The 18,888-nt window shown below is 25.8% G+C and carries 18 protein-coding genes; 2 read left to right on the plus strand and 16 right to left on the minus strand.

Annotated elements, in window-relative coordinates:
- Nucleotides 1-251: 251 nt before the first annotated feature.
- The 4 genes from IGS63_RS09780 to IGS63_RS09795 all read right to left on the minus strand — a co-directional run bounded on the left by IGS63_RS09780 (nucleotide 252) and on the right by IGS63_RS09795 (nucleotide 4,545).
- On the minus strand, nucleotides 252-977 hold the full coding sequence (locus IGS63_RS09780) for an ABC-2 transporter permease (protein WP_190614565.1): 726 nt from the start codon (nucleotides 975-977) through the stop codon (nucleotides 252-254).
- Nucleotides 978-1,026: 49 nt separating this feature from the next.
- The gene (locus tag IGS63_RS09785; RefSeq protein WP_190614567.1) at nucleotides 1,027-1,902 is read right to left on the minus strand and encodes an ABC transporter ATP-binding protein; all 876 of its coding nucleotides are present in this window, start codon (nucleotides 1,900-1,902) and stop codon (nucleotides 1,027-1,029) included.
- A 159-nt stretch (nucleotides 1,903-2,061) separates the two neighbouring features.
- The gene (locus IGS63_RS09790) at nucleotides 2,062-3,273 is read right to left on the minus strand and encodes a S41 family peptidase (RefSeq protein ID WP_190614569.1); all 1,212 of its coding nucleotides are present in this window, start codon (nucleotides 3,271-3,273) and stop codon (nucleotides 2,062-2,064) included.
- A gap of 15 nt (nucleotides 3,274-3,288) precedes the next feature.
- Nucleotides 3,289-4,545: a radical SAM/SPASM domain-containing protein gene (locus IGS63_RS09795; protein WP_190614570.1), complete on the minus strand. Its 1,257-nt coding sequence runs from the start codon at nucleotides 4,543-4,545 to the stop codon at nucleotides 3,289-3,291.
- Between the two features lie 243 nt (nucleotides 4,546-4,788).
- On the opposite strand from IGS63_RS09795, the gene IGS63_RS09800 reads away from it, so the two are divergent.
- Together IGS63_RS09800 and IGS63_RS11865 are read left to right on the plus strand one after the other, a co-directional pair.
- Nucleotides 4,789-5,223, plus strand: a complete 435-nt coding sequence (locus IGS63_RS09800; RefSeq protein ID WP_190614572.1) for an IS110 family transposase — start codon at nucleotides 4,789-4,791, stop codon at nucleotides 5,221-5,223.
- 385 nt (nucleotides 5,224-5,608) lie between these two features.
- The gene (locus tag IGS63_RS11865; RefSeq protein WP_420856926.1) at nucleotides 5,609-5,992 is read left to right on the plus strand and encodes a transposase; all 384 of its coding nucleotides are present in this window, start codon (nucleotides 5,609-5,611) and stop codon (nucleotides 5,990-5,992) included.
- 148 nt (nucleotides 5,993-6,140) lie between these two features.
- Here the strand turns inward: IGS63_RS11865 and IGS63_RS09810 are convergent, their stop codons facing one another.
- The 12 genes from IGS63_RS09810 to IGS63_RS09865 form a co-directional block, all read right to left on the minus strand.
- Nucleotides 6,141-7,433, minus strand: coding sequence for a radical SAM/SPASM domain-containing protein (locus tag IGS63_RS09810; RefSeq protein WP_190614574.1), 1,293 nt, complete (start codon nucleotides 7,431-7,433; stop codon nucleotides 6,141-6,143).
- 326 nt (nucleotides 7,434-7,759) lie between these two features.
- Nucleotides 7,760-8,977 carry an IS256 family transposase gene (locus IGS63_RS09815; RefSeq protein WP_190614575.1) on the minus strand — a complete coding sequence of 406 codons (1,218 nt, stop codon included), beginning with the start codon at nucleotides 8,975-8,977 and terminating at the stop codon, nucleotides 7,760-7,762.
- A gap of 660 nt (nucleotides 8,978-9,637) precedes the next feature.
- Nucleotides 9,638-11,173: an ATP-binding protein gene (locus tag IGS63_RS09820; RefSeq protein ID WP_190614577.1), complete on the minus strand. Its 1,536-nt coding sequence runs from the start codon at nucleotides 11,171-11,173 to the stop codon at nucleotides 9,638-9,640.
- 889 nt (nucleotides 11,174-12,062) lie between these two features.
- Nucleotides 12,063-12,800 carry a phosphorylase family protein gene (locus IGS63_RS09825; protein ID WP_190614579.1) on the minus strand — a complete coding sequence of 246 codons (738 nt, stop codon included), beginning with the start codon at nucleotides 12,798-12,800 and terminating at the stop codon, nucleotides 12,063-12,065.
- Between the two features lie 180 nt (nucleotides 12,801-12,980).
- A complete protein-coding gene (locus IGS63_RS09830) occupies nucleotides 12,981-13,475 on the minus strand; it encodes a S24/S26 family peptidase (protein WP_190614581.1) in 495 nt (164 codons plus the stop codon).
- A gap of 78 nt (nucleotides 13,476-13,553) precedes the next feature.
- Nucleotides 13,554-13,715 (minus strand): hypothetical protein, encoded by a 162-nt coding sequence (locus IGS63_RS09835; RefSeq protein ID WP_190614582.1) that lies wholly within the window; start codon nucleotides 13,713-13,715, stop codon nucleotides 13,554-13,556.
- Nucleotides 13,702-14,190, minus strand: a complete 489-nt coding sequence (locus IGS63_RS09840; protein WP_190614584.1) for a nitroreductase family protein — start codon at nucleotides 14,188-14,190, stop codon at nucleotides 13,702-13,704. The genes IGS63_RS09835 and IGS63_RS09840 overlap by 14 nt, the downstream gene beginning before the upstream one ends.
- Nucleotides 14,166-14,987, minus strand: coding sequence for an ABC transporter permease (locus IGS63_RS09845; RefSeq protein WP_190614586.1), 822 nt, complete (start codon nucleotides 14,985-14,987; stop codon nucleotides 14,166-14,168). The genes IGS63_RS09840 and IGS63_RS09845 overlap by 25 nt, the downstream gene beginning before the upstream one ends.
- Entirely contained in the window at nucleotides 14,980-15,747 is a 768-nt protein-coding gene (locus IGS63_RS09850) for an ABC transporter permease (protein WP_190614588.1), read from the minus strand. The genes IGS63_RS09845 and IGS63_RS09850 overlap by 8 nt, the downstream gene beginning before the upstream one ends.
- A gap of 16 nt (nucleotides 15,748-15,763) precedes the next feature.
- Nucleotides 15,764-16,714, minus strand: coding sequence for an ABC transporter ATP-binding protein (locus IGS63_RS09855; RefSeq protein WP_190614590.1), 951 nt, complete (start codon nucleotides 16,712-16,714; stop codon nucleotides 15,764-15,766).
- Between the two features lie 271 nt (nucleotides 16,715-16,985).
- On the minus strand, nucleotides 16,986-17,819 hold the full coding sequence (locus tag IGS63_RS09860) for a radical SAM/SPASM domain-containing protein (protein WP_190614592.1): 834 nt from the start codon (nucleotides 17,817-17,819) through the stop codon (nucleotides 16,986-16,988).
- Nucleotides 17,803-18,855 carry a radical SAM/SPASM domain-containing protein gene (locus IGS63_RS09865; protein WP_190614594.1) on the minus strand — a complete coding sequence of 351 codons (1,053 nt, stop codon included), beginning with the start codon at nucleotides 18,853-18,855 and terminating at the stop codon, nucleotides 17,803-17,805. The genes IGS63_RS09860 and IGS63_RS09865 overlap by 17 nt, the downstream gene beginning before the upstream one ends.
- Between the last annotated feature and the right edge of the window lie 33 nt (nucleotides 18,856-18,888).

Below are 18,888 nucleotides of genomic sequence, written 5' to 3' on the forward strand. Positions count from 1 at the left end.
ATTCTTTACATATAGTAAGATGTTTATTCATACGATTACTGTAGTAGTTGCTATTATACTAAACAATACTATTCCTAAAATATAAAACTTATTCCATTTTGTATCTTTTTTTAAAACTTTATTTTCAATAATACATATCAACAAAAATACTGAAAATAATAAAAATCTTTGATATAAAACTACTGATGGAACTATGAATACTGATAAAAATTTTAAAACAATAAAAATAATTTTCTTTATAGATAATTTTTTTATGACAATCCCATCCTTTCTAAAATACTCTTAATTTTAAGATTAAAGGAACTTTTAATACTATCCTTATTAGATTTACTAATAAAATATTTACTAGATAACTTATATGATATTAAAAACAGAACTAACGACATTAAAATTACTATATATATTAAATCAATTCGTAAAATACCTACCAAATGGATTTTAGCTTTATTTTTAAAAAATTTCAGAATAATAAACATTAATATAAAAACTATTAGTACAGTATTTTGTGCACTAGAATAATTATATTTAAAGAAGATGAATAAATAAATTGAACAATACAATATATAAATGCTAATTAGCAATATTGATAAATTTAAACCTATCATCAATGAATTTATTCCAAATAATGGAAGTATGATAGAAGCCAAGAAATATAGTAAAAAAGTTATAAGAATAACTAATATGCTGTTCAAATATTTAGCAAGAACAATATCCGTTTTTCTAATAGGAATTGCTTTCAAATAATTATAAATATTATCTTTCTCTTCTGATGAACACGATTTTCCAATAAAATTTGTGAATAAAACCATCAAGCTCATATACAATGCCAAAGTTGGATTTGGATCTGAATCAAACTGAAATGCTATACAAGCAAATAAAGAAAAAGCTATACCTAACATAAAAGGTTTTTGATTAAATATTATATCTTTCAACATTAAATTTTTAATGTTTATAATTCTATTAAAATTATCTTTCATATAAATTCTCCTTTACTTATTTATATTAAAAATATTATTATACAATAATTTAATTTTGTTTCTTGATTAAGTTTAATAATATTTCATCTAGTAAAGGAGTAGTAAACTCTATTTTCCTAGAATCAATATTATAACTTTTAGCCAAATTTATTACTTCTTCTATTTTTGATTTATGTATAATCAATTTCTTATTTCTATAAAAAGTAAGCTTTTTTTCAAATTCACAAGAAATATCTTGATTAAAATCAACTTGTTTATAATTAGATAATATATTAACCTTTTTATCAGATAGGAGTATATTTCCGTTATTTATATATGTAACACTATCTGCAATTTTTTGTATATCTTCTGTTATATGTGAAGAGAAAAACACTGAAGCACCTTCTTCCTTTACCGTATTAAAAATAATATCCAATATTTCAGCTCTAATAACAGGATCTAATCCTGAGGTAGGTTCATCTAATATAAATAGTTTTGCATGATGTGAAAGTGATAATGCAAGCATAAACTGTGCTTTCATCCCTTTGGAAAACTCTTTAACTTTTTTATCTAAATTTAAATTAAATTTCCTAATCAAGCTATTAAATACTTCATCATCCCAATTTTTGTAAAACCTTCTTATAAACTTATATACACTTTTCGCATAGTTTTGAGAATACAAGCTTGTTTCATCTCCAACATATCCTATAATTTCCTTTGTAGATACTTCATTATCTTTAGAATTTATCCCATTAATAATTATCTCTCCACTATCATAAGAAATAATATTCAATATTGATTTTATAGTAGTACTTTTTCCTGCACCATTTGGTCCAATAAAACCCATAATAGACCCTTTTTCAAGTTCTACATTTATATTATTTAGTGTAAACTTAGAGTACTCTTTTCTTAATCCTTTAATCTCTAATATATAGCTCTGATTCATATTACACCTCCTTTTTTGTTAATAATAATTTTATTTAGACAAAATTTTATAAAATGTCTGTATTTTAAATTACTAGTCATATTTGTATTATATACATTTTAACTATAATAAAAATACTTTTAATATCTATTCATAAATTCACAATATATACTCCAACTATCACTTTGTACAAAATTCTATTGCACAATCTAAGACGGTATCTCTACCCTTTATCAGATCATCTATTGAAATTTTTACTATATAATCAGGAGATATTCCATCTTCTTTTAAAAGCACTTTATTCTTATCTAGATACTTACTAGTAGTTACTTGTAATATTGACTTATCAAAAAGAGTATACCTAGTCGCTTCGTGAGCAAAACCTGCTGTTTTTGTTCCAAATACTTTTATGTTATTACTTGAATGAATCAATGTATTCAACAATATATATTCAGCAGAACTAGAAGTTTTTTCATTGCAAAGTATTGCTAATTTTTTGTATTTAATTGAATTTTTAGGACGTATTACTATGGGCTTAGGTTTTTCATACTTATATCCTTTCACATTTTTCTTCCTTGAAATCTTATATAGTATAACTTTTTCTTGCATAGAAAGCATTGATGTTATTTCTTTTGCAACATCTATTAATCCACCACTATTAGACCTAATATCTATAATAAAAGAAGCACACCCTTTACACTTGTAAACTTCTTCTTGAAAATCAGAAATCACTTTTTTATTAGAAAAATTATGGATTTTTATATATCCAATATTATCAATAATTCTAGAATTACAATATTTTATTTCTAAGGTACTGATATTATTACTTAATTTTTTATTGACTAATATAGGATTGTCTATAGGAGATATATTGTGAATACTAGCTTTATCGTTATGTCCTATCACTTCAATATTAACTGATTTAGACTTAATATACTTTATCAATTCACTTTCAAATGCATTGTTTCTCATGTTTAATGATGTAAAGTTAATTTTATATCTCATTTTTTCCATATGTTTTTCTATACTTAATCCATCAATTTTAGAAACCTTCATTCCAGGTTTAATAGTTGGACTATTGTTTAATGTATAATAAACATATAAATCATTTTCCTTAAAGGTAAATATAAGAGGTGGTAATTTTTCGTTATTAGTATAGGAACTATATATTTTTGTATGAGGATCTCTAAGTTGCAAAAGCATATTATTTAATATATCATATAAATCTGGAAAAGAATTAACGTTATTAATTTTTTCTTTATATCTATTTCGTATTTCATGCCAATTTATTTTTCTTTCATAAAAAAGAGGATATACATCATTAACTTTTTCCCATACTGTTGTAAATATATCCTTTTTTAAGTTATGAACATTAAAATTATTATTGATCATTCTAATCACACCTTATTAATAATTGTCTGCATATTTGCAATATTTTATACCTAATAAATTATTATCTGCATTACTTTCAAGTGCACGACAATCAAAACATCCATACCTTAATTCACAATTCTTGCACTTGTCTATTTTATCTTTTGTTAACTTATACAATTCCTTATAATTACTATTTCTCAAAATATTTACTAATTTATTTTCTCTTATGTTTCCTAAAACAAGTTTCCTAGACATTATACATGGAATTACTTCTCCATCACCTGTAATAGCTATTTGATTTCCATAGCAATTATGCTTATATCTATTTGTTAAGAACTGAATCAATGAAATTTTAGATAAAGTCTTTTCCTTACTATACATCAATTCTTTATATTTTTCAGAATGATATTTATTTGATTTATTAGGATATATATAATCAATTCTTATCTTTGTTCTATCTATTACTGAATTATATTTTTTTATAATTTCTTCTATCTCATTTTCATTAAAAGAATTAATTAAAATACTTAATGAATAATTTATATTATTCTTTGCTAAAGAAATAACATTATCATATATTTTAGATGCTAATTTTTCTTTCTTTGTTATTGCTTTATAAACATTATCACTACTCCCTAAAATCTGTACAATTAGATTTACATTATTTTTTTTCAAAAAAGCTAATATATTATCATCAAGAATAGTTCCATTTGTAAATATTGTTATATTATTGATTCCAATACTATGTGAATAATTTGTTATTTTTTTTATTTTATTTATAAACATAAAGGGTTCACCACCAATTAAATACAAACTCTCACAGCCTAACTTTTTAGCTTGTGATATTATATCTAATATTTTATCTATATCTATAATCTCTCCTTTTAATTTCCATTTTTTACATCCAGTTTTCCTAAATACTACCTCATCATCCTCGTTGCAAAATTTACATTCAAGATTACATCTATTAGTAAATTCTATAAATAAATTTTTTATTATATAACTATATTTTGAAAACCTTTCTTTAACCCCATCATCATAAATTGACAACTTTTCAATATAAATAGGCTTACTATAAAACATACCTACATTTAATTCATATAACTTCTCTAAAAACAAAAAATCCTCTTTATTAAGTTCATCAATATCATTATTATTCTCACAACTTTCTAACACCTCATAATTATGTTTTGTTATGCGAATAATATTACCAGTTAAAGTATCATATATGGCTCCATATTCTTTTCCTTTAATTAAAAAACTTCCCATATTTAATCTGAAATATCTCATTATTTCCTCCCTCGTGTATAATGTTTTCATACAGTTAATAATTTTTTAAAAAACATTCTAACTTTGAATTATTATTTAACTATAGTAATTCTGTTCCTCCTTGCATTTTCAAATGCTCTAATAATTCTGACTAACTTTGGTATATAAGTTGAATTGCCATGAACACTAGTTCCTACCTATAACTAGGCTTTTTTCTTATATACCCATAATTAGAATCTTAATTAGAAAGGATGTGTTTCTATATTGTTTGTTGGTATCGATGTTTCTAAAGATAAGCTTGATTATTTTCTTGAAAATTCTATCAAAGGTATTGTTGATAATTCTATTGATGGTTATGAGAAACTTGTTTCTATTTTCAAAGATAAAGATGTTGCTTTTGCTTTGGAGTCTACAGGAATTTATTCTAAAAATATCTTCATTTTTCTTAAGTCTCATGGCTTTAATGATTTATTCTTTGTTGCTCCAGCTAATGTTTCTAATACCAGAAAGATTCTTAATTGGGCTAAAACTGACAAGCTAGATTCTAAAATTATTCAAAAAACTGCTCTTAAATTCCCTGAGAATCTCACTCCTTTTGTTTCTAAAGATTCTTTTTTTGAATCTCTTAGAGAACTTACTCGTTCTAGATACCATATTTCTCATCAATTAGTGCAGAAAAAACTTATCTTGCTGAACTAATTTCTGCGTATTTTCCTAGTTTATCTAAGCAACTTAATTTATTTAAAACTCTTTTAACTATTTTATCTGATTATTCTGCTGATGATATTGTTAATATGTCTATTGATGATTTATTTAATTTAGTTGCTTTTTTATCCAAGAGAAAATTAGGTATTGATTTCGCTAAAAAACTCAAATCTATTGTTACTAAAATTTATCGTTCTATTTTAAATGATTTTAATACAGCCAATTTTAATATTGCTTTAGCTTTTGATAGAGTTAAACTTTTAAATTCTCAAATCAAGCGTATTGATAAACAGCTAGAAAATTTTTTTAATCGTATTAATACTACCTTGATACTATCCCAGGTGTTTCTGTTGTTTTATCTGTTTCTATTATTTCTGAAATTGTTAATATTAATAATTTTTCTTCAGATTCCAAACTTTCTTCTTACGCAGGGTTACGTTGGGATTTAAATGATTCTGGTAAAAATACCAACAATCACAAAGGGTTATCTAAAAAAGGTAATAAATATTTGCGTTATTACTTTTATCAGGCTTCTTCTTTAGCCATTATTCATGACCCTGTCCTTAAGTCTTATTACAAAATGAAGAGAGCTCAAGGAAAATCTCATAAAGCTGCTGTTGTTTTATCTGCTAGAAAACTTCTTAGAAGTATTTTCTTTATGCTAAAAAAAATGTCCCTTATATTCTTTTTGAATTATCTCAATCTTTTAAGAAGACCGTCCTTTTTAAAGATTTTTCATAGTAGTAACATTTTTACATTTTAATATTCTTTATTCTATCTGCACTTTGTGCATATCTTTTTTGCACCTTTTTTTATTTTATTTTTATTTGTTTTTCTTTTTGGTTAATTTACTGTTGCTTTTTCTACCTCCCTCTTGACTTAATACCAGAGACTCTATAATCTTCAATTTACTATAATTCTAATAAAGTAAAGTCTTTACTTAAATTTGCTTTTTCATTATCATTGAATGATAATGCATTAGGTATTTTTTCAAGTAATGAATATAAAGTCTTTAACATTAAAGGGATTCCCTCTTTATTTTCTTTACAAAATTCTTTGTTAAATTTGAATACTCCATCGCCATTCATATTTAGATGCACATAGCAACATTCACAAAGTCGTTTTACATTACAATTACTACAATTCTTTTCTATGATTTCTAAGTAGTCTTTTATAATTTTTTGTATTTTATACCATTCTAATCCATCATTTACATTCCCAATAGGATGTGTTTCATTCATTTTCTCGCACAAATAATAATTTCCATCTGGTGCAACTGCTATTTTACTCCCTGGTATACAAGCATTTCCTAATGGTCCTTGTTGCCCCCTTGGAGCATTTTTAATATAAAACATAGAAGTAAATAAAAATTTTAATGGTTCTGGAACTTTTTCATTTTTAGATAGTTTTTCTTTATATTCTTCAAGAAGTTTCTTTATACTCTGATTCTTAGTATCAATATTCTCTTTTATAAAACCTTTTTTATTTAAATCGTCACAATGATCATAGTAACTTGTGTCATAAGGACTTATTTGAGCATAGAATGTAGCAGCCCCACCTAGTCGTGCATGTGAGAAGAAATCCACAACCTTTACCATGTCAGTATAATTATCATAACAACAATTAAATGAAATTGGCTGATTACTACCTCTTTTTTCCTTTTCTTCTTGTAGTTTTGTAAGGTTTTTAATTATAACATCAAAAGATCTCTTATTATTTATAAAAACCCTGTTTCTATCATGATTTTCTTTATATCCATCTAAGCTCACAGTTATCTTAACACTATTGCTTATAAGAAAGTTAATAATTTCATCATTCATAATAGTTCCATTAGTTGTAATATAAAATTCGAAATTGTCATTTAATTCCTTAGCATACTTAACTATTTCTTTAATTAAATTAAATTCTAGTAATGGTTCTCCTCCATAAAAACTTATAACAGGATTACTTCCCAACCCATAGGCTTGCTTCTCTTTATATAAATCTAGATAATAATCTATTGCCTTCTTTGCTATTTCAAATGTCATTTTTTGTGATGAATATCCATGAGTATGTGGATAATTATCAGAAAATATGCAGTATTTACATCTTAAATTGCAATCTTCAGTTACAATTATATATAATTGAGAAATAGATGTTCTCATCAACATATCATTAAATACATTTTCACTAGTTGGTAACAGCATAGATCTTGGTATAAACATTCCATTATTGACTAACTTCGTAACATACTCATACTTTTTATCAAAATCTGTTTCTATAATTCTACCATCAAATAACCGAGTCTGTAAAGATTAGTGTGTATTAGATATATCTGGTAGCATATAAATATTGGAAAACAACGACAAAAATCTTAAAAAAATGTAGTTATTAGAAAATGAAAAAAATGTTCCTGAATAGTATGAATTAAATAAGGCAAAATTGGTAAAACCACCCTTTTACAGTAAAAAACTGCAATGACTGAAAGGGCGACAACCCATCTCCCGGTGAGAGTGTAAAATATTAAGTTTTTTAGGGTTACAAGCTACTTTCAGAGGTAGTCTTTAAGACGATCCTCGAAAAGGATGGCCAGTTCGGAAATAACAGCGTTCCAGTTGTGAAACCGTGCTGTCCATTTTTTTGTCACGTTTTTGGTAGTAAGGTATAAACTTTTAAGGACAGCATCGTCATTAGGGAATATTGATTTGGTCTTGGTAGCCTTCCTGAATTGCCTGTTAAGTGACTCTATGATGTTCGTGGTGTACATAATCTTCCTTACCCCGTCTGAGAACTGAAAGAAGGTGGATAATAGGTGCCAATTTTTCTCCCAGCTCCTCAATGAAGCGTAATACTTGTCTCCCCATTTGTTTATTACATTGGTTAGATTATCATAGCCCGTCTTTTCATCCAGTGCTGTATAGATTGTCTTTAAGTCCTTTGCAAACTCTTTCCTATCCTTGTGAGGAACATATTTCAGGGTGTTTCTAATCTGGTGGATTATGCACCTTTGTATCATAGTTTGCGGGAAGGTTGCATTTATAGCCTGCTCGAATCCAGAAAGACCATCTATTGAAGCTACAAGTATGTCCTTAACTCCTCTGTTTTTGAGGTTGTTAAGTACTCCCATCCAAAACTTGGCACTTTCTACTTCACCAACATATATCCCGAGCACATCTTTAATTCCGTCTATGTCAACACCTATTATTACATAAGCAGCCTTCTTTCCTATCCTTCCGTCCTCTCTAACGTTGAAGTATATTGCATCCAAGAAAACGAAGGTGTATATTTCGTGTAATGGTCTTTCCTGCCAGTCTTTTATTAATGGCATAAGCTTATTTGTTATCTTGCTCACCAGTTCAGCTGATACTTCAAATCCGTACAAATCCATTATCTGATCAGATATATCCCTGGTGGTCATTCCTCTTGCGTACAAACTTATTATTTTTTCCTCTATCTCTGAAATATCATTCGAATACTTTGGAACTATTTTGGGTTCATATTCTCCCTTCCTGTCTCGAGGTACCATTAATTCTATCATACCGCTACTACTCTTTAAATTCTTCTTCCTGTAGCCATTTCTTGAATTTTCTGTATTTTTCTTTTCTCTGTCATACTTGCCATAGCCCAGCTCGTCTTCGAGTTCCGCTTCCAGTACTTCCTGGATCAGATTTCCTGTCAGTGATTTTGTTAACTCCTTTATATCCTTTATTGTTCGGATTTCTCCTTTCCTTACCATTTCCTTTATTATTTCCTGTAGTACATTTCCCATTTTTCGTACCTCCTCTGGTTTTATTTTACCACCAGATCTGTATCTTTTTTTCCTTATACACTTAATATTTTACACTCTCATTTTACTTGACATTCCCCACGCTTTCCTGTTTATTTCAGACTTCCAGCCTTAATTCTTCAGGTTTAGCTTTTTTTTTTTTTTCTGTGCTATTCGCTTTGCGGGAATCCTCAGCGGTTTCACCACTCAATGTTCGGCCCTTCCCTTACGCATTATTGAAACTTACTCCCTTCAGTTTCATCACCTTTCGGTACTATGACCTCTGCTGACTTCTGGCAGTTTTCGGTTTAATGTCTCCATTATTCCTGTCGGTGTAGTCTTCTGCTTCCTGACAGCTGCCAGACCTCCCCGGGTAAGAACACGTTCTTTCATTCCATATATCCGCCACATATACTTCCGGCTCTTTCGGAGGATACGGACTTCGTTTTGTTATGCAAACTCATCCAGAGTTCGGCAGCCTCTTATGTGATTTGTGTCCCTCGGATCGGAACTTTGCCTTAGGCTTCCTTCAGATTTCACCTCACGATGAACACCCTTGCCCTCAACTAACGCCTATATCCTCTTCGGCGTTCGGGACTTTCACCCTATAGAACGGGCCCATGCCGGGCACACATAAAAAAATAATCCCAGCACCCGCTGGGATTATATCTTTTCTATTTTGTATTCGTCTATGTTTCTCTTTTCTGAGTTTATGTTTATTCCTACTATATAAATTTCTTTCCCTTTGTATTTTTCATAGTACTTCATTTCTTTTATTTGGGTTAAGGCTTTTTCTGCACTTTTATCTATCTTTATTTCCATTATGTATATGATGTCTTCCTCTATTACTATATCGCTTCTTCCTAAGTTCGTTAATTCTTCTGCTGTTACGTTCAGTCCTGCTGATGCTATTATTGTGTATATCAATGAATGATAGTAACTTTCTTCTTTTTTGTGCAAGTTGTATGGTATTGCACTTATTATTCTTTTTATTTCTTTTATTATTCCTTCTATGTCTTTTTCTTTTATTGCTTTCCATATCGTTTTATTTATTTCTTTTATTTTTCCTCTTTCAAGTTCATAGTTTGCTTCTAATATCATCTTTGAAAAACTGTTCTTTACTTCTATGTTTGGATAGTCTAATAGATATTCATATTCCATTCCATATTGTTCTTTTCCTTTAAAGGTTAAGTATCCTGATTGTGTAAAGAATATGCTTGCATTTGCTTCTTCTATTTCTCGGGTTGAAAAATCGAGTTCGCTCACTGGATACTTCACTAAGTCTTCGTATCTTATCTTCTTCCCTTTTATGTATTCATACAAGAATGATGGTGATCCACTTTCAAACCAATAGTTTTGAAACTTTCTTTCATTAAAAAATCTTAATATTGAAAATGGATTGTATACACTATCTTCTCCATCAAATGAAAATCCATTGTAGTACATCTTTAAGTTTTTTAATAACTCTTTTTCTTTCATATTCATTTCAAGTGCTGTTTCTTTTATGTGTTCTTTAAAGTTTCTTTCTAACTCTTCTTGTGTGTATCCCAACATCTGCGCGTATTTTTTATTCAATGATATATCATTTAAGTTGTTCAATGCTGAAAATACTCCTGTTTTTGTGAACTTTGTTATTCCTGTCATAAATACAAACTTTATGTATTCATCTTTTGATTTTATACTCACATAAAAGTCTTTCAATATTTCTCTATACTTTTCTGCTTTTTCTTTGTTGTTTATATTGTCTAATATTGGTTTTTCATATTCATCTACTAATATTACTACTCTTTCTTTTTTTGATAGTTTTATTATCAGTTCATTGAATGCAAACTTGTAGTCTGTTTCTGTTATTTCTATTCCATTTCGCTTTCCTTCTAATTTTATTATCTTTGTTAAACTTTCTTTCATTCTTTCCACATTATCTGTTGCTACATCTAAAAGGTTTATCCTTATTACTGGATATTCTTTGAACTCCCATTTGTCGTATATGTATGTTTCTTTAAATAGGTCTTTTTCTCCTTTAAATAGATAGTAAAGTGTTGATATCGTTAAACTCTTTCCAAATCTTCTTGGGCGAGATAAAAAGATTGGTGCTTCTGAACTTATTAATTCTAATATATACTTTGTTTTATCTATATATGTATAGTTTCCTTCTTTTATTTTTTTATAGTCTTGTACTCCTATTGGTAGTTTTTTCATTTTTATCACCTCTAATTTCATTATACCATATGTTCTCATCACTTTCTTATGAAGCTATATGATTTTTTATTGTTTTAGGAAAAAAATATTTATTTTATTTTCTGTCCTCTCACATCACCGTAAGTGCCGTTTGATATATAGCGGTTCATTATGTAATATAACATTTCATAATTTTTTTCCTATGTTTATCAGTACTTTCATTACTTTATCTATTTTTGAATCATTTATTGTTACTTCGTTTTTTTCAAACCTGGTCCATTTTTCAATTGTATTCCTGCCTTACTTTTTTTATACTTTAAACAATTGTTTTAACTACTAGAAAATTGGTTAGAAGCATTTATTATATGATTAAAAACATTATCCCTTATAATCCTAATGTAATATCTAATAATTTATTATTAATTTAATAATTTTAATTTTTGTACGCTGTGCATAATGTTTTTTTACTTTTTTTATTCTTATTCCTTTTTGTTTTACTTCTCTGTTAATTATTATTGTTTTTTTTATTTTCCTCTTGACTTAATACCAGAGACTTTCTTTTTATTCTTACTTATATAGCAAAAGTGTTCCCTGTTCTTTTATGGCACTTTTTTATTTCATGTCTATTTCCCAGGGAAAACTTCAGATATGCCTCCTCAAAATTACCAAGCTCCATAATTATTATCTAATAATTCTGAGCCATCATTAATTTTTTTAATATTTTTAGGTCTTTTAATAATTTTAATTTTTTCCATATATAAAATGTTATTTTATAATTACAAAAATATTATATCAAAAAAATCAACTTTTTTACTGAAAAAATAATATTTCTTGATTATTTTATATTTTTTATATTATTTGTTGTTTATTAATCAAAAAATGTGAAATTTTACCCGTTATTTGTATTTTTTTATTCCCATTTATAATTTATATTTTCAATATCTACCAAAGATCCCCATTTTATAATTTCTAAAAATAATTTTCTAAATTTATTTTCTACAATATCATAATTTCTTTTATTCATTATTCCAGGATTATTTTGTTGATCATTTATAGGTAGATCACTAACAACACATAATGAACCTGTAGGAATTTTTTTATCTAATCCAACTCCAAATATAGCTGCTGTTTCCATTTCAATACCTATTACATTATATTGCACTACTTTTTTCAAATATTCAATATTTTCTTTAAATCTAGCAGCAGTAGTAAATACAATGCCTTCAACTATTGTTAATTTTGATTCTAAATAAGAACTCAAACTTTTAAATAATTTAATATTTGCCATTGCTGGAATTTGATCTGGAAGATAATATTTGGTTACTCCGTCACCTTTGATTCCAGCAATAATATTTACAACATCACCTATTTTTAATGTATTTGTTAGTGCACCAACAGTTCCAATACGTAATAATACATCAATATTAAAGTTTATTAAAAATTCTGAATTTGATGCTGCATTTGAAGCACCAGAACCAGTTATAACATAAAATTCACATATATCCTTATATTTTATCCTTAGAATTTTTTGATAATCATAATATAGGGTAAATTCTTTAATTTCATAATTTAAGTCTGAATTAAACAATTTTATAACGTTTTTATACCAACTAGTGTTTTCTAAAACAATTCCATATTTAATTTTCATAATGTCACCTCTCATGTATATTTTTTTATATAACTATAGAGTTAACCAAATCCAAATTCTTGTATAAAATCTACTTAACTCTAAAATACAAATTAATTACCCCAAAAATTAGAAATGCTTTCTTACATAAAAATGTTATTTTTATTATAATAATGGGTTGATTTTATCTACAATAGTAAATTAATTTATTAATGATTTTTTATATAATTTGGTTATAATCTTTTGTAAAAAAAATATTATATTATTTTTTATTTTTTGATACAAATTTATATATTGTTTTTTTGTAATTTTTAATTTTGATAACACTACCATAATTATATTTAATAAGCAATTCCTACTATTTTCCATATCTAAATAATAAGAATCATAAAAAATCTTTTTTACTTTTCCAACTAAATCCTTTTTATATGTTGCCCAATCATAATGTAATCCATTATCTCCTTTTGTAACAATTTGATTTTCACTACAAAAAATTATTCTGTGGCATACTAACTCTCCTGTATCAAATATAATTACACAAATATCTCCTATTTTTAAATCACTCATTCTGCAATTTGATACAATTAATTTAACTTTTCCAACAATAAAAGGATTCATGCTTGTAGTATTCTCATCTGAAAAAACAGTAATATCTTTATTATTAATAATATTTTTTATAAAATAGCTATAATTCACTCTCAATCTCAATACTCCTCACGCAATAATTTGAAATTTTATCATTTTTTATTAAAAAACTTTCTAAAAACTCTAAAATCATTTATCTTTTATCTTTTCTAAAATTTCTCTAAATATTACAATAGAACCTATAATTTGTTTAATATCCATTATTATTTCATTGTTATTCTTTAATAGAATAGCTTTTTTATCTTTTTCATCAAATTTTATTATCATATCAAGATTTTTATATTCCAACATTATCACCTACTCCTAAACATAATATACACCACGGATTATAGCCTTTTTCTAATTTTAAATATTTTATTATTATATTCTTCCTAATAGAACCAATAAAACATGTTCCCAATTCTATTTCATGAGCAGCCATAATAATATTCTGAGCAGCAACAACTGAATTTTGACAACTAAATGTACTTACATATTCTCCACTATACTTACTTTCAATAATTGAATCATCACATCCAATTAAAAAAATATGTGGAGCCTCCAAAACATGCTTTTGATAATAAGTTCCTTTATAACAAATATGTTTTTCTTCAATATTGTTTATTTCTTTTATAAAAACACATTTTAATCCGCCTGAAACAGGGCCACTAAACCCTATATCAATTAATATGTTAATCATCTCTTGGCTTAGTTTGAAATTTAAATAATTTCTAATACTTTTTCTTGAATAAAATTTATTCCTTACATCATATAAATTGTTCCACATTTTTCAACCCTTCTTTTTAATAGTTTAAAAATAATAACAGATACAATCATCAAAATAATTATAAAAAATAAAACCAAAATTAATTCCTCAATTGGTTCAAATATAGTATTACTTTTTAAAATAGAATATCTAATCAAATCAAACACATAAGTTGTTGGTAAAATTTTTGAAATTATCTGTATTTTAGGAGGTAAAACTGAAATTGGAAACGTAATACCGCTTAATAACGGTATAACTCCAGTTATTAAAAACACAAAAGAATCCACTTGTTTTATGCTAAGAGTAATACTACACATAATTATTCCACCACAAATTGAAGTAGCCAATAATAAAAGTACAGATAAAATAAATAATGGTAAATTATAGACATTAAAATTTATATTTAAGTATATAAATATAAATTTTAATATTATTGCTGAACTGATAGTATATAATAGTGCTTTTATAAAACTAAAAAATATCCAGCCTAATATTAAATTAATTTTTTTTATTGGAGTAATCCAAATTTGTTCTAAAGTTCCCATCCACATTTCTTTAGATAATTGATATCCTGTTTGTTCTTGTATTGAATTAAATATAGAAAAAACAATTCCTATACTAATAAAAACAAAATAATTTTTTGTTCCCGTTGATTTTTCAAAACTTTGAATATGATTAGAAGACATTAAATATATTGACAAAAATATTGCTGGCAACATATTAATTACTGGTAATATTATTTCAAATATAAATTGCATTGGATATCTAATAAGAAAAAGTAATTCTTTTTTTAAAAAAATATAAATTTTACTAAACATATAAACCATCCCCATTTTTCAACACTCTTTTTCTAAAATAATAAAATATGAAAATAGCAATTATGTTTAATATTAAACCATAAACCCCTATATAAATTAAATCATTAGAAATCTCTGAAAATGTTGGTGAATCAATTATGGCTTGTCTAAATATATAAATCATTTTTTCAAAAACTATAAATTTACTTATTCCTCCTAACTTATATGGAAGAAATTTTATTGGTTGACTTATACCACTAAAAATAAATAGCAAACCAACTAAAACCTGTAAAAATGCAAATATTTCTTTAAATTTAATTACCATACCAGATATTATATATGCAAAACCAAAAATAGCTGGAATACTAATTATTGGAATAATAAATATTATTAAAAAATTAATATGACAATTAAAAATATATTTAATCAATAGTACTCCAATAGACAAAGTTAAACTATTAATTCCAAGCGTAATTAAACTTTTTCCTATCATTATAAAAATTAAATTTGTAGGCGATAAAAATATTTGTTCTAATGTTCCTATTTCTTGTTCCTTTCTAAGCGACAAACCAATAACCCACAATGCTTGGGATATATACATCCAAAATACTCCACCAGACAACATCCACAAATATTGCTGTTGTTCAACATTGTATGTTTTAGTAATATAAAATAATGGCAATAAGAAAAAAAGAGTGGCAATTATAGTATAAAATAAATTCAAAGGATATCTTTTTAAAATAAGAAATTCTGACTTTGCTGCTATCAATATATGTTTCATAATGAACAACTCCTTCTTAAAAATAATTGGAAACTATATCCTCCAAAGTAATTCCTTTTACTTCTAAATAAAGTAACTTACCTTGAGAACTCAATAAATCAATGATTTGTTCTACATATAAACTACTAGTTTTTACTCGATATGAAAAAGAATTATCAACAATTAATTCTTTTATTACACCTATATTTGAAATTTTCTTTTTTAAATTATATTCTATTTTAGATTTTAATTTAAATTCTATTATTTCTTCCATTTTATTTCTTTTTTTTAAATAATCAATTGTTCCTTCTTCAATAATGCTTCCACCTTTTAATATACCAACTCTAGAACATAGTTCCTCAGCTTCATGTAAATAATGAGTCGTTAATAATATTGTTAAATTTAAATCTTCATTTAGTTTTTTTAATAAATTTCTATACTCAAATGCTACTTGTATATCTAAGCCAACTGTTGGTTCATCTAAAATTAAAACTTCAGGATCACTTATTAAAGATTTAGCTATTAATAATCTTTGTTTCATTCCTTTAGAATAAGTTTCAACTAAATTTTTCTTATATTTACTCAATCCCACATAATCTAAATATAATTGTATATTTTCTTTAAGTTTTTTCTTTGGTACATTATATAAAGTACCAAAAAATTCTAAGTTTTCCTCGGCCGAAAGCTTCCAATATAGCGATCTATCACCTCCCATAACAACTCCCAATTTAGATTTAATTTCTTTTTCAGATTCATTATAAGTCATTTTAAATAATTCAACAGTCCCATTATCTGGTACTAAAATACCTGTAATTATTCTAATTAAGGTAGTTTTTCCTGCTCCATTTAATCCAAGTAATCCATAAACTTCTCCTTTTTTTATTTTAATATTTAAATTTTTTAGCACATTATTTCTTTTCACAGTTTTAAACCATTTTTTTTTAATATAAGATTTATGAATATTCTTACAACTAATTATATCTTCCATTTTTCCCTCCTAAAATAGCTATAGTATCTTTTTCTAAATTTAATTTATAAAACTATTTATTTAAAGTAACTACAAGAAAATATTTCTCTACAACAGTTATAATTTTTTATCCAATGTCCATTTCATTAAAAAATATTATGAATAGTTGCGAGTAGTTATTATCAAAATTTTTGTGTAACCCATCATTTATTAGTATAACCTTAATAAATAAATTAATATTTTATTTAAAATTTAACTCTATATATTTATAGAAAATTATATATTATACAAATCAAAACTTTTTTATGGTTTCATTTATTTGCATTCTAAAACTTTCATCATTTTCATATATTTCAGCCAAACACCCTGAATCTTTACTACACATTCTTAACATTGGATTATTTTTCCAAATTTTAACTAAATTATCTTTAAATATATTACCTAATTTTATTTTAAATTCTCCACAAGGTTGTATATCTCCATTAACTGCTATTGCAAAAAAATAACCACATCTTTTATTATTTTTTTCTATTTTAATTTTTTTACTTATATTTAACTCTTTTTCAATTAAAGCAGCCCTACCTACTAACATTTGTTTTCTTATAATGTGTGGTATATTTTCACGTTTTAATTCCTCATGTAATTTTTTTATCGATATTTTATTTTCAGTTGTCATAACTGAAGCTACAGAGATTCCAATATTGCTTTGTTTTATCAATTCTATATTCTTTTTAATAGTGTTATATACGTTTTTTCCCATTATTTTATCATTTACATTTGCTTGATTTCCATGTAAACTAATTTGAATCCACTTAACTTTCAATTTTTCAAGTTTTTTAATATTATATGAATTAATAAGAGTTCCATTAGTTGATATAGTAACTTCAAGATTCTTTTTTCTAAGCTCTTTGATAATATCAAAAAACATAGGATGACTCATCGGTTCTCCACCACTTAATGAAACATATAAACATCCAACTTCTTTTATTTTTTTTGCAACTTCTTTTATTTTTATAGTATTTAAATTTTCAAAATCCTTATAATGCTCAGAATTCATACTACAAAATGAGCATTTTAAATTACAATAATTCGTTATATTCCATTCGCAACTAACAGGTTGTTTCATTTAAATTTACTCCTTTCCAGCATAATGGGTCAGATGCATTTATATCTCCAGTCGAAAGATAGGCACTAGCTCTACACCCCCCTTTACAATCATCCAATAAATCACAATAATTACATTTACCATTTAATTTTATATCTTTTCTCCATATGGAAAAGCCATCACTTTTACTCCAAATATTTTTTAAAGTATTTTCTCTAATATTTCCACATATCCATTTTTCATCAGTTAGAATACCACAAGCTGTAACATCACCAAAAGGATTAATATTTACATTACACGTTCCAGCACCACAATTATTGGTTAAAAATAAACTTTTATTAGTCTTAATTTGTTTTGTTCCAATTATGCTCGGAACAAAACAAGGTAATATCAAATTGAATTTATTTTGAACTACAAGAGGATGGTTATAAAGTTTTTCAATTATTTCTTTTATCTTATTTGGACTAATAAATAGCTCTTTTAAATTATTAATTGCATTTCCTTGTGGTAATAAAAATTGCAATCTCATGTTTTTTACTCCAATACTATTAAGAAAATTAATTAATTTATAAATATCTTCAATATTTTTTTTATATACTAAAGTAGCTACTGAAACTGGTATCTTAACTCTTACTAAATGTTTAATTGCTTCTATAGTTCTAGAAAATGTGTTTTTGCCTCTAATATACTCATGATTCTTTTCATTAACTCCATCTAGGCTAATTTGAATTCCCTGTATTCCTATATTTTTCATTTTTTTAGAAGTGATTTTATCTATATATAAGCCATTTGTTGCTACAGTTGTGATAATATTTTTTTTGCATATATATTCTGCCAATTCAAAAAAATCTTTTCTAATCATTGGTTCTCCACCAGCAAATTGAAAAGATATGACCTTTAAATCTGATAATTCGTCAAACATTTTTTTAGCCTCTAGTGTTGTAAGTTCATTATTCTTTTTATTATTGCTTCCAAAACAACAATGTAAACAGTTTAAATTACATTTATAAGTAGCATCCCAACAAACAAATAATGGACTAGAAAAAATTTTATTCATATAAAATACCTTCTTTTTGAAATTTAAAAATAA

The sequence above is a fragment of the Tepiditoga spiralis genome (assembly GCF_014701195.1).
GTDB lineage: Bacteria > Thermotogota > Thermotogae > Petrotogales > Petrotogaceae > Tepiditoga > Tepiditoga spiralis.